The 13,461-nt window shown below is 62.4% G+C and carries 7 protein-coding genes; all 7 read left to right on the forward strand.

What is annotated here, in order from left to right; translation table 11 throughout:
* Window positions 1-307: 307 nt before the first annotated feature.
* The 7 genes from AACH87_RS09870 to AACH87_RS09900 all read left to right on the forward strand — a co-directional run bounded on the left by AACH87_RS09870 (window position 308) and on the right by AACH87_RS09900 (window position 11,509).
* Window positions 308-2,545, forward strand: coding sequence for a cation-translocating P-type ATPase (locus tag AACH87_RS09870; protein ID WP_338798643.1), 2,238 nt, complete (start codon window positions 308-310; stop codon window positions 2,543-2,545).
* Window positions 2,546-2,611: 66 nt separating this feature from the next.
* Entirely contained in the window at window positions 2,612-3,019 is a 408-nt protein-coding gene (locus AACH87_RS09875; protein ID WP_338798644.1) for a hypothetical protein, read from the forward strand.
* Between the two features lie 154 nt (window positions 3,020-3,173).
* A complete protein-coding gene (locus AACH87_RS09880; protein WP_338798645.1) occupies window positions 3,174-4,544 on the forward strand; it encodes a TolC family protein in 1,371 nt (456 codons plus the stop codon).
* Window positions 4,545-4,552: 8 nt separating this feature from the next.
* Window positions 4,553-6,154, forward strand: coding sequence for an efflux RND transporter periplasmic adaptor subunit (locus AACH87_RS09885; protein ID WP_338798646.1), 1,602 nt, complete (start codon window positions 4,553-4,555; stop codon window positions 6,152-6,154).
* 16 nt (window positions 6,155-6,170) lie between these two features.
* Window positions 6,171-9,359: a CusA/CzcA family heavy metal efflux RND transporter gene (locus tag AACH87_RS09890; protein WP_338798647.1), complete on the forward strand. Its 3,189-nt coding sequence runs from the start codon at window positions 6,171-6,173 to the stop codon at window positions 9,357-9,359.
* A gap of 126 nt (window positions 9,360-9,485) precedes the next feature.
* Window positions 9,486-10,166 carry a heavy metal response regulator transcription factor gene (locus AACH87_RS09895; protein ID WP_338798648.1) on the forward strand — a complete coding sequence of 227 codons (681 nt, stop codon included), beginning with the start codon at window positions 9,486-9,488 and terminating at the stop codon, window positions 10,164-10,166.
* A 2-nt stretch (window positions 10,167-10,168) separates the two neighbouring features.
* On the forward strand, window positions 10,169-11,509 hold the full coding sequence (locus tag AACH87_RS09900) for a heavy metal sensor histidine kinase (RefSeq protein WP_338798649.1): 1,341 nt from the start codon (window positions 10,169-10,171) through the stop codon (window positions 11,507-11,509).
* Window positions 11,510-13,461 lie beyond the last annotated feature (1,952 nt).

A 13,461-nucleotide genomic window follows, 5' to 3' on the forward strand; every position in this document is an offset into this window, starting at 1 on the left:
GCGGTTCATTCGACCATTTAAATGGTATCGGTGGCGGATAAAGGGGCGGCGCTCAGCCCCCCATCCGCCATCCCTCTATTTATATTGGTCGATGCTCTGTAGTTTATGAATTTTGACGGGTTAATGATTTGCTATTTTCTGAATGCATTTTCATTCAACCAATCCATTCACCTTTCAAAAAGATGCCAGGCGATTTTTGCACGCGTAACCCGGTTCGCTCTATCGCAAGGAATCCCAGCTCACCCGAAGGCTTGACATTGAAGTCACTTCAAGGTTTCCAATAGGCCCAACACAACGCCATCACACCATGAAGTCCGCCGAAAACCTGCCCCTCAACCCCAGCGCCGATGACCATGCCCACACCTGTTGCGGACACAACCACGACGCGTCGGCCCAACCAGCGGGCGCGTCCCCAGCCCGCCCATCGGCCACGCAAGGCAGCGTGTTCCGTATCGCCGCCATGGACTGCGCGGCGGAGGAGAGCGAGATTCGCAGAGCGCTGGAATCGGTTCCCGGCATCCGGGGCTTGGGTTTTCAGCTTGGCGCGCGCACGTTGACCATTGACGCTCCGGACGATGTTATTCCCGCCGCTCTGGCTGCCATCCGCAAAGCGGGCTTCACGCCGCAACCGCTCGGCGACAGGGGGGACGACGAACACGCGCATGGCCCCAGCGAAGGTTTGTGGCGCATGGTGCTCGCACTCGCGTTGGCGATTGCTGCCGAGGCCGTGGCGTTCTTTTCGCCCGATACGGTCGTATTCAAGAGCCTCGGCATGGTGCTTGCTGCGGGCGCCATCGGCTTGGCTGGATTTTCTACCTACCGCAAGGGGTTGGCGGCCTTGATGCAGGCGCGCCTGAACATCAATGCGCTCATGACGGTGGCCGTCACCGGCGCGTTCCTGATCGGCCAATGGCCGGAAGCGGCCATGGTCATGGCGCTGTACGCGATTGCCGAACTGATTGAGGGCAGGGCGGTGGACCGGGCCCGCAATGCCATCAAAAGCCTGCTGGCCCTGACGCCCGACACCGCAGAAGTGCGCCAGCCCGACGGTACCTGGGCCGACCAGCCCGCCGGCGCAGTGCCGATGGCCGCCACGGTGCGCGTCAAACCCGGCGGCCGCATCCCGCTGGACGGCGTGGTGGCTGCTGGCGTGAGTGCCGTCAACCAAGCCCCCGTCACGGGTGAAAGCATTCCCGTGGACAAGGCGCTGGGCGACCCCGTGTTTGCAGGCACGATCAACGAAACAGGCACCCTCGAAATCACGGTGACGGTGGCCGCCAGCAACACGACGCTGGCGCGCATCATCCAGGCGGTGGAGCAGGCCCAAGGCTCGCGCGCACCCACGCAGCAGTTTGTTGACCGCTTTGCCGCCATCTATACGCCCGCCGTGTTCATCATGGCCGTGCTGGTGGCGGTGCTCACGCCCATGCTGCTGGATCTGACCTGGACGCAGGCCCTCTACAAGGCCCTGGTATTGCTCGTCATTGCCTGCCCTTGCGCCCTGGTCATCGCTACGCCCGTCACGGTGGTCAGTGGGCTGGCGGCAGCGGCGCGCCGAGGCATTCTCATCAAAGGTGGCGTGTATTTGGAAGACGCCTACAAGATCAAAGCCGTGGCGCTGGACAAAACCGGGACCATCACCGAAGGCAAGCCGCAGCTGGTGGCCCGCGAGGTGCTCTGTGCTGACGCACCTGAGCCCACCGTGCTCGCGTGGGCGGCAGACCTGGCGGGCCATTCGGACCATCCTGTCTCCAAAGCCATCGCTCAGGGGCTACCTGCCGGTACTGGCCAAGTGGCCGACTTCACTGCCCTGCCTGGCCGAGGCGTACAGGCCCAGGTGCAGGGCGAAACCCTTTGGCTCGGTAACCACCGCCTGATGCAGGAAAAGGGCTTGGCCACCAAGGCGTTGGCCGAACTGCTGGCAGTACACGAGGCGCAGGGCCGCACCGTCACCTTGCTCGCCAACGCGCAAGAGGTGCTGGCGCTGTTCGCCGTAACCGACACCATCAAAGACAGCTCGCGCGATGCCATTGCCCAACTCCGTGACCTGGGGGTGGCATCTGTCATGCTGACGGGCGACAACGTGTCGACCGCTAACGCCATTGCGAAACAGGCAGGCATTGACCAAGCGCACGGCAACCTGCTGCCCGAAGACAAACTGGCCGCCATCGAGCGCATGCAGGCGGAGCGGGGGCCGACGGCCATGACCGGCGATGGCATCAACGACGCGCCCGCGCTGGCCCGTGCCCACATCGGCATAGCCATGGGCGCGGCCGGGACCGACACCGCCATGGAGGCGGCCGACATCGTCATCATGAACGACGACTTGCGCCGCATCCCCGATGTGATTCGACTGTCGCGCCGTACCCGCAACGTGCTGTGGCAAAACATTGTGGTCGCCCTGGGCATCAAAGCCGCATTTTTGGGCATGGCGGTGTTGGGCAACGCGTCGATGTGGATGGCTGTGTTTGCCGACATGGGCGCGAGCTTGCTGGTCGTCATCAACGGGCTGCGCCTGCTGCGTGGCGTATCCGGCAACCGCTGAGCGATTCCCACACGCCCAGCCCGCCGCAGCCCGTGCACTCCTATCGCCTTTGCTAAACTGAAAACCATGCGCCGCTGGATCCTCACCTGCCTGCTGATGTTGCTACCGATCCAGTTTAGCTGGGCTGCGGTCGCTGCATACTGCCAGCACGAACGGGGGGGCCTTCCAGCGCGCAACCAGCACCTGGGGCACCACGAGCACCAGCACGCGGGCGGCAAAGAGCCCGGTAAGTCCGAGGCCCAAGCCCAGCCGCTCGCCCAAGCAGACAACGACAGCGGCAAAGGCGATAGCCGCATGGACCGTGCCGATCCCGACTGCCGCATGTGCCATGGCCTGGGGCTGGGGGTGCTGTGGCAACCGGCGCCCAAGTGGGCGCCGCCGCGCGCCAGCACCTGGGCAGGCCCCACCGTGGGGCACCTGCCGCAACACACTCCGCATCCGCCTGAACGCCCACAGTGGCCGCGCCTCGCCTGATCGGCGGGGCAGCTCCTTCTAGTCAAAACGCTTTGCCGCCGTGCTGCGGCCAAGGCGTGCGCGTGTGTCGCGCCTAAACCCGTGAGCCCAGGGCCAGCACCACGCTGGCCGCACCCGCCGATGACTTCGATCTTGGAAGCCATTGGAGAACCGGATGTTTAAGCGAAATGACCCATTTTTCGGCGACGGCCGTGGCACGCGACTGCCCTTGCGGTCGCTGGTGGCCGTTGTCATAGCCATGCTGGGGGCAGCGGCTGCTGCTGCCCCAGCGTCAGATACCAGCGGGCAGCGCCCCGCCAGCCTGCAACCCGCTGCCACCAGCCCGGGCAGTGCCTCACAAACCATTGCCAACACGCCCTTAACACTGGCGCAGGCGGTGGACCGCGCCTTGCAAACCCACGGCGACGTCGCCGCCGCGCAGCGCCTGGTCGAGGCCACGCAAGGCCAAGTAGTGCAAGGCAGCGTGCGCCCCAACCCGGAGCTGGCCTATTCACTCGAAGACACGCGGTTTGCCACCCGCAGCCAAAGCTGGCAACTGAACCTGCCCCTGGAGCTGGGCGGCAAGCGCCGCGCGCGCATCGCCGCCGCCGAGCGCGCCCGCGAACAAGCGCACGCCCAATGGGCGGCCGTGCGTGCCACGCTGCAGGCGGATGTCGGCACCGCGTATTTCGACGCCCTGGCTGCGCAGGAGCGCCTGGCGTTGGCGCGGGACAGCGCAGCACTGGCAAAGCTGGCCGCCGATGCCGTGGGCAAGCGCGTGTCGGCAGGCAAAGTCTCGCCGGTTGAAGAGACCAAGGCGCGGGTCGCCGAAGCCGGTGTGTGGCTGGAACTGGCCCAAGCCGCGAGCGACGAACGCAATGCGCTGACACGGCTCAGGAGCCTTGTCGGGTTGGCACCATCTGCGCCCCTGACCCTGGTGTCCACGGGCGACGCCATGCCGTGGGTGCCCCCGCTGAACGCGCTGCAAGAAACCGCCGAGTCCGCCCCCACGCTGGTCCAGGCGCGGCTGGAAGTCGATCGCCGCCAGGCCTTGACGGCCGTGGAGCAAAGCAAGCGCGTTCCCGACATCACCGTGAGTGCCGGGGTCAAGCGCGCCAATGACGCGGAGCGCAATGTCGTGCTGTTGGGCGTTTCGATTCCGCTGCCCATGTTCGACCGCAACCAGGGCAATTTGCTGGAAGCGCTGCGCCTGGAAGACAAGGCGCGTGACGAGCTGCAGGCCGCCCGTATCCGCTTTGGCAGCGAACTGATGCAGGCACACGACCGGCTCAGCACCCTGGCGGAGGAAGCCCGCTTGCTGCAGACAGATGTGCTGCCCGGCGCCAAGTCTGCGTACGACGCAGCGACGCTGGGGTTTGACAACGGCAAGTTCAGCTTTCTGGAAGTGCTGGACGCCCAACGCACGTACTTCACCGCCAAGGCGCAATTCCTGAAGACGCTGGCCGATGCGCACCGCGCGGCCGCCGACATCGACCGCCTGCTGGGCCGCAGCGCCAGCGCTCCCCTTAACCCCCCATTGCAATAAGGCAGCCCATGAAACTCTTTCAAAACCGCATCAGCAAAAAGCACCTGATGGCCATGGCCGTGGTGATGGCCATGGGCGCGGCCGCCGGCGTGGCCATCCTCCAAGGTGGCAAAACCAAGCCCACTGCAGCAGAAGGCGACGGGCACGGCCACGGCGGCCACACCGAAGCCAAGGGCCACGGTGACACCGAACACCACGAAAAGGGCGCCAGCCAGGGCCATACCGACGATAAAGGCCATGGCGACGGAGAGCACCACGAAGAAGCCGCGGCGCCGGGCGCACATGGTGGCGAGGTGCTGCGCGAGGGCGACTGGAGCCTGGAAGCGCGATTGTCCGAAGACGGTGGCGAGCCACGTTTGCGCTTATGGCTGCAGGCCAAAGGACAACCCGTGGCACCGGGCGCTGCCAGCCTGACAGCAACCATCGCCCGGCCAAACGGCGACCAGCAAACACTGACGTTCAAGCCCGACCAGGGCGGCTGGGTCAGCCAGGAAACGGTGCCGGAGCCGCACGCATTCGACATCACCGTGCAAACCCGCCAAGGCGATGCGTCGGCCCGCTTTGTCGTGCGCAAAGATGAGGGCAAGGTGGCGTTGACGGATGCGCAGATTCAGGCCTCTGCGATTGCCATCGATACCGCCGGGGCAGCGTCCATCCAGTCGGCGTTGATGCTGCCGGGGGAGATTCGCCTCAATGAAGACCGCACCTCGCACGTTGTGCCCCGGCTGGCCGGGGTGGTGGAAGGCGTGAACGCGAACCTGGGGCAGGTCGTCAAGAAGGGGCAACTTCTGGCCACAATTGCCAGCCCTGCCGCGTCAGAGCAACGCAGCGAGCTGCAGACCGCCCGCAAACGCCTGGCGCTTGCGCAAGCCAATTACGAGCGCGAAAAGAAGCTGTGGGAGCAGAAGGTGTCGGCCGAGCAGGACTACCAGCAGGCGCGGCAAGCCCTGAGCGAGGCCGAAGTGGCCGTGGCCAATGCGCAGCAGAAACTTGGCGCACTCGGGCTGGCGGGGGCTTCGGCAGCCGGCATGAATCGCGTGGAACTGCGTGCCCCGCTCGACGGCGTGGTGATTGAAAAGCACTTGAGCCTCGGCGAAGCCGTGCGGGAAGACGCCGCGGTGTTCACCATTTCTGACCTGAGCCAGGTGTGGGCCGAAATCAACGTACCGGCCAAGGACTTGCCTCAGGTTCGGGTCGGCGAGCCCGTAACGATCAAGGCCACGGCCTTCGATGCATCGGCCACGGGCAAGGTGTCCTTCGTGGGCTCACTCATTGGCGAGCAAACCCGCACCGCCAAAGCGCGGGTGGTCCTGGCCAACCCGCATGGCGCATGGCGCCCGGGCCTGTTCGTCAATGTGGCCGTGGTCTCCGATGAGGTCAAGGCGCCGGTCACGGTGGCCAACGATGCGGTGCAGTCCGTGGGCGACAAGACCTCGGTGTTCGTCAAAGTGCCTGGCGGCTTCGTGGCACAGCCCGTGCAGCTGGGGCGCAGCAACGGCCAGCGCACCGAAGTATTGCAAGGCCTGCGGGCCGGCACCCCCTACGCCGCGACCGGCAGCTTCGTTGTGAAGTCTGAGCTGGGCAAGTCCACCGCCGAACACGCGCACTGACCCTGGAGCCCACCCCATGTTTGAAAAACTGATTCGGTTTTCCATCGAACAGCGCTGGCTGGTGCTGCTCGCGGCCCTGGCCATGGCCGCGCTGGGCGTGTTCAACTATCAGAAGCTGCCCATTGATGCGGTGCCTGACATCACCAACGTACAGGTGCAAATCAACACCCAGGCGGCAGGCTTCTCGCCTCTGGAGACGGAGCAACGCGTCACTTACCCCATCGAGACGGTAATGGCAGGGCTGCCGCATCTGGAGCAAACCCGGTCGCTGTCTCGCTACGGGCTGTCGCAGGTCACGGTGATCTTCAAGGACGGCACCGATATCTACTTTGCGCGCCAACTGGTCAACGAGCGCATTCAAGAAGCGCGCGACAAGCTGCCCGCAGGCATTACGCCCGCGCTGGGGCCTATTTCTACCGGGCTGGGCGAGATCTATCTGTGGACCGTAGAGGCCAAAGACGGCGCCAAGAAGCCCGACGGCAGCCCCTACACACCGACGGACCTGCGTGAGATCCAGGACTGGATCATCAAGCCGCAGTTACGCAACGTGCCTGGCGTGACGGAAATCAATTCCATCGGCGGTTACGCCAAGGAATACCAGATTGCTCCCATCCCAGAGCGGCTGGCGTCGCTGGGCGTCACGCTGCAAGACATCGTCACGGCGCTGGAGCGCAACAACGGCAACGTGGGCGCGGGCTATATCGAAAAGCGCGGCGAGCAGTACCTGATCCGTGCACCGGGCCAGGTCAAATCGCTGGCCGACATCGGCAATGTGATTTTGAGCAGTGCCAGCGGTGTGCCCGTTCGGGTGCGCGATGTGGCCGACGTAGGCCTGGGGCGCGAGCTGCGTACAGGCGCCGCCACCGACAACGGCCGGGAGGTGGTGCTGGGCACCGTATTCATGCTGATTGGAGAAAACAGCCGCACCGTGTCGCAGGCGGTGGACAAGAAGATGCGTGACATCAACCGCAGCCTGCCCGAGGGCGTGCACGCCGTCACCGTCTACGACCGCACGGTGCTGGTGGACAAAGCCATCAGCACCGTGAAGAAAAACTTGCTGGAGGGCGCGATCCTGGTCATCGTCATTCTCTTCTTGTTCCTGGGCAATATCCGGGCAGCCATCATCACCGCCACCGTGATCCCGTTGTCCATGCTCTTTACCTTCACCGGCATGGTGTCTTACAAGGTCAGTGCCAACCTGATGAGCCTGGGGGCGCTGGACTTCGGCATCATCATTGACGGTGCGGTGGTCATCGTCGAAAACTGCGTGCGTCGCTTGGCGCATGCACAGGCGCACATGGGCCGCCCACTCACGCGGGCAGAGCGTTTCCATGAAGTGTTCCTCGCGTCCAAAGAGTCCCGCCGCGCGTTGCTGTTCGGCCAGCTCATCATCATGGTCGTCTACCTGCCGATCTTTGCGCTCACGGGGGTGGAGGGCAAGATGTTCCACCCCATGGCCTTCACGGTAGTCGCCGCGCTGGTGGGCGCCATGGTGCTGTCGGTCACGTTCATCCCCGCGGCTGTGGCGCTGTTCATCGGCCAGCGGGTCGATGAGAAAGAGAACTTCCTGCTCGGCCACGCCAAGCGCATTTACGCTCCGCTGCTGGAGCGGGTCATGGCGGCCAAGGCGGTGGTGCTTACCGTGGCGGGCGTGGCTGTGCTTCTGTGTGGGCTCATTGCAACCCGCATGGGCAGCGAATTTGTGCCGCAGCTCAACGAGGGCGACTTTGCCATTCAGGCGCTGCGCATCCCGGGCACAAGCCTGTCGCAATCGGTGGCCATGCAGCGGCAAATCGAGGTGGCCCTCAAGGCGAAGGTGCCCGAGATTGACCGCGTCTTTGCCCGCACCGGCACGGCCGAAATTGCGTCCGACCCCATGCCGCCCAACATCTCAGACGGCTACATCATGCTCAAACCCATGGATCAGTGGCCGCAGCCGCGCCGCACCCGGGATGAGCTGTTGGCCTCGATTCAGGAGGTGGTGGGACAGATTCCGGGCAACAACTACGAGTTCTCGCAGCCCATCCAGTTACGCTTTAACGAGCTGATCTCCGGTGTACGCAGTGACGTGGCCATCAAGATCTTTGGCGACGACATGGACACGCTGAACCAGTCGGCCGAAGCGGTGTCGGCCATGCTGCAGAAAATTGCCGGCGCATCGGAAGTGAAAGTGGAACAAACCACCGGCCTGCCAATGCTGACCGTGAACATCGACCGCGAAAAAGCCGCGCGCTACGGGCTCAATGTGGCCGACATTCAGGACACCGTGTCGACCGCCATGGGCGGGCGCGAGGCAGGCACGCTGTTTGAGGGCGACCGCCGGTTCGACATTCTGGTGCGCCTGCCCGAGTCCATTCGCAACGACCTGGACGGCATGAAACGCCTGCCTATCGCGTTGCCACGCGCAGCGGGCGCTCTTGATTCCGCGCGGGTGAACTTCATTCCGCTGGCCGAGGTGGCATCGCTGGAGCTGGCGCCGGGCCCCAATCAGGTGAGCCGCGAAAACGGCAAACGGCGCATCGTGGTCAGCGCCAACGTGCGTGGCCGCGACGTGGGCTCGTTTGTGGGCGAGGCGGAGCAGGGCCTGGCGCAGATCCAGTTGCCTGCGGGGTACTGGACGAGCTGGGGCGGCACTTTCGAAAACCTGCAGTCCGCCTCGCAGCGCTTGCAGATTGTGGTGCCCGTGTCGCTGCTGCTGGTGTTCGTGCTGTTGTTTGCCATGTTCGGCAATGCGAAAGACGGTTTGCTGGTGTTTACCGGCATTCCGTTTGCGTTGACGGGCGGCATCCTGGCGCTGTGGCTGCGGGATATTCCGATGTCCATTTCAGCCGCGGTAGGATTCATCGCGCTGTCTGGCGTGGCGGTGCTCAACGGGCTGGTAATGATCTCGTACATCCGCACTCTGCGCGAAGAGGGCATGGGGCTGGACGCGGCCATTCGCGAGGGCGCTCTCACGCGGCTGCGTCCGGTGCTGATGACCGCCCTGGTGGCCTCACTCGGATTCATCCCCATGGCCATTGCCACGGGCACCGGGGCGGAAGTGCAACGGCCCCTGGCCACGGTGGTGATTGGGGGCATTCTGTCGTCCACCTTGCTCACGCTGCTGGTGCTGCCCATCTTGTACCGACTGGCGCACAAGCCCGATGAACAGGCCCAGGACGTGACCGCTGAGCCGGAGCACCCACCCGCAACCCACGCGGCCTGAGAGCCTTCGCACAGCGCCAGCGGCATCGCGTCGCCATGCGACGCCGCTGGCGCTATCTCCGCAAGCGGCCCCTGCCATCGCCCCCTTTGGGCGGCCGCCAGGGGCGCACGCTGGCACACCCAGACCATGAAAATTCTGATCATTGAAGACGAGGCCAAGCTGGCCGATTACCTGCGCCAGGGGCTGAGCGAGGCGGGCTATGCCGTGGATGTGGCGCACAACGGTGTGGATGGCCTGCACCAGGCGCTCGAAGGCGCCTACGACCTGCTGATTCTGGACGGCATGCTGCCGGGCATTGACGGCCTGACCTTGTTGAGCGCGTACCGGCAAACGCACGATACGCCCATCCTGATGCTGACGGCCCGCGCCAGCGTGGAAGACCGGGTGCGGGGCTTGCAGGCCGGAGCGGATGACTACCTGGTCAAGCCGTTTGCTTTTTCTGAACTGTGCGCGCGGGTGCAGGTGCTGCTGCGGCGCGCTTTGGGCCCGCGCGAGGCGAGCGAACCGACCGTGCTTGCCTTGGCCGATTTGCAACTGGACCTGCTGCGCCGACGCGCTGCGCGCGCCGGCCAACGGCTGGACCTCACCGCCAAAGAGTTCTTGCTGCTGTCGCTGTTTTTACGGCGGCAGGGGCAGGTGCTGTCGCGCACGCTGATTGCGGAGCAAGTGTGGGACATGAACTTTGACAGCGACACCAATGTGGTGGAGGTGGCCATACGGCGGCTGCGCACCAAGATGGATGTGCCGTTTGACAACCCCCTGCTGCACACCGTGCGCGGCATGGGCTATGTGATGGAGGTGCGCTAAGCATGCCGGGGCGCACACTGCGGCTGCAGTCACTTCGGGCGCGCTTGTCCCTGTGGCTGGCGGTGCAAAGTCTGCTGGGCCTGGGCGCCGTGTGCCTGGTGGTGTACCTGGCCACGGCACTCAACCAGGTGGCCCGGCAAGATGAAGCGCTGGCACAAAAAGAGGCCATCGTGCGGCACCTGCTGACAAACACGGAAGAGCACGTGCCGGCGGAGCACACGCTCAAGGACTTCCTGATCGGGCACGACAACTTTCGGCTGGTGGTGCGCTCTGCATCGGGCGTGCTGCTGTTTCCTGACGTGCTGCCTGCAGAGGACGGTGCCCCGCGCGCCAGCCGCGTCTTCGAAGTGCCGGCACCGCAGGGCAGCGGTACCGCCTTTCGGGTAGCGCTGTCGATGGACATCACGGGCGATGTGCAGCACCTGCAGCGCTTGGGCGTCACGCTGGCGGTGGCCGCATTAGTGGGCGCCGTGCTGATCTCGGTGGGCGGCTTCACCCTCGTTGGTTTGGGGCTGCGTCCGGTTCGCCAGCTGGCGGGGCAGTTGCGGTCGTTGTCCGCCAGCAATTTAGGCCAGCGGCTCAATATGGCCGGGCAGCCTGCGGAGCTGGCGCCGTTTCTGGAGCAGTTCAACGGGTTGCTGGAGCGGCTGGACCTTGCCTACCAGCAACTGGAGGGCTTCAATGCCGATGTATCCCACGAGTTGCGCACGCCCTTGGCCACGCTGCTGGCGAGCAATGAGCTGACCCTCAGGCACCCCGAGCGGTTTGCGATGGTCGAGGTGCTAGCCTCCAACCTGGAGGAGTTGCAGCGGCTGAAGGCCATGGTCAACGACATGCTTTTTCTCTCGCAAGCCGATCGCGGTGCCTTGGCGCGGCGCGTGCCGGTGGGCAGCCTGGCGGACTTGGCGGCGCAAGTGGCCGAGTACCATGAGGCCGCCTTGGCCGAAGCGGGCCTCACCTTGCGCATTGAGGGCGATGGCAGTGGGCAGTTTGACGTCGCCTTGCTGCGCCGTGCGCTGTCCAACCTGCTGGACAACGCCACGCAATACGCCACGCGCGACACGCAGGTGCAGGTGCGCATTGCGCAAGTGGCGGGTGGGTGGGTGCGCATGGCGGTCGCCAACCAGGGCGAGGCTGTGCCAGCCGCCACCTTGCAGCGCATGTTTAACCGGTTTTTCCGGGCATCCACCTCACGCACGCATGGGCAGAAAAACCACGGTTTGGGCCTTGCCATCACAGCGGCCATTGCCCGCATGCACGCGGGCGAGACCACCGCCCGCTGCGAGAACGGCTGGACTGAAGTGGGCATTTTGTTGGCGTCAAAACCACCGGACCGCCGGTGAGTCCGATACCGAAACGCTATCGAAGAGATAGCTACTATCGCTTATCAATAAAGCGATAGTGTGTGTTTTCTTATGAATTCTGGCGGGTACCCACGGCGATGGCTTCGCCTTGCCAAACATCCCGGCGTTTGCCTTGGTCGCAAGGTCGGAGAGAGTTGGCGCAGAGCCGTCTTTGGATTTATCCGTAAATAATATTAACGGGCAGACTGATCTTTCGCAAGGCGATGATGGCAGCGGCCAGCGAAAACCGGGACGATTCATGCTCCTTCGCGTGCATGAATGGTAGTGTGCGCTGCGACGCAGAAGTACTCGGCCTTGAGGGGGCCGCGGAAGCTTTAAATCGTTACCTGCAAAAAAGCTTGCCACCACTTTGAGCTTGAACTCCGCTCGATACTGCTTTATGTCGTCCATCGAATCTTATCCAACCTCTGGGAGTATTTCAAGACTGGTGCGACTAAATATCTCGCTCACTGTGGTGACTGGGATCAAACCAAATAGCCGGTTACGGGTCCTAGTCCTCATCTGCAGATAACACTTTAGAGACCTACCTCTCACAGGCTGGAACGCCAAAAAACGAGAGTTTTAATGATCTGTCGCTCACAGGATCATCTCGAACCGAAGCGCCTGTCCCTGCGGCTCGTCAGCGCCCCACCCACGCCGACAAACAACGCTGTCAATAGTAATCCTGTTGTCTCTAATGTAGGTACAGGCGTCGCTCGCGAGGGAGTGAGGGTAACTGTAGCCGTTCCACAATCGTTACCTACCTTACAGGCCCGGTAAGTAAAGGTCACTGGCGCAGTAAAACTGGCCGCGCTGGGTGTGAATAGCACTTGATTGCCTGAGTAATTCAAGGTCCCCGCAACTGGGTTTGATAGTGTTAGTGGGAAACTAGTGTCGAGAGTGGCGCCAATGTCATCATTGCTTGTGACATTCAAAGGAGTCGGCGCATCCACAGATACAGCGTACCCGTCGTCGACCACGCTCACTGCCAGAGCGACCAACTTAATGCTTGTTGGAGTTGACGTTTGTTGCCAAGAGGGGTTACCGATGGCTGCATAGAACTGCGAGTAGCTGCTCAAAACAAGGGGGCCACTAGCAGAAGTGCTCCCACCTTGGCGTGCATATCCGGCGCAACGAGCGATATCTGTGAATCCGCCCACAACCCAATATCTTTGACCCGCTTGCAGCGTGACCGGATTAACAGGCTTGAAGACTACATCCCCACCGGAAACCAAGACATCATTTACAGATGGAAAGCTGGACCAGGGTGTTTGCTGATTCCAATAAGTCCCCACGATGGAGCCTGGCCCTGTCCCTCCATCTGCATAGATGGCGAGCTGAAAGTCCGCAGTTGGATCTGTTGTTTCGTAGCTTAACGACCAAGTTATCTCGGACAGTCTGTAGTTTTTGCCGGACGGTACGTCCAGAACTACTGCCATTTTAAAAGGTGTGGCTGCACAATATCCCGGCTCAGGGCTACCGGCTTGAAGCGAATTAAATATGCTAATTTGACCGTAAGCTAGCCCCACACTCAATAATAGCAAGCAAAAAAAGAATCTGCGAAAGACATGCATAATTAATAGATAAAATATAGTGGCTAAAGATGTCAATAAAATATCATGAGAATTTTATTGATTTGTGTAATAATTTAAGGATTTGATTGAATTTTCTATTTGAAAGTCTTTCAAATGGATCTCTATGCGTCAATCAAAAAAAGTCACAATCGGTACAATTTAGATCATTAATTTGTCTTAATAACAATTGTTTGCATTTTGGTTGAGCAATAAGGAGGCCTGCCTAAATCGCAGGAGGCTGTGTTCGCATTGAAAGCCGAATGAGTAGATGAACGGTCTATGTCAGGACTCGGTGATTCATATGCCTTTCCCGCTCTACCAAATGCGCTGGGCGTTGGGAGTTTGTGGGCGACATGGACTTGGTGGCATCAGTAGTGT

Source organism: Acidovorax sp. DW039, assembly GCF_037101375.1.
GTDB lineage: Bacteria > Pseudomonadota > Gammaproteobacteria > Burkholderiales > Burkholderiaceae_C > Acidovorax.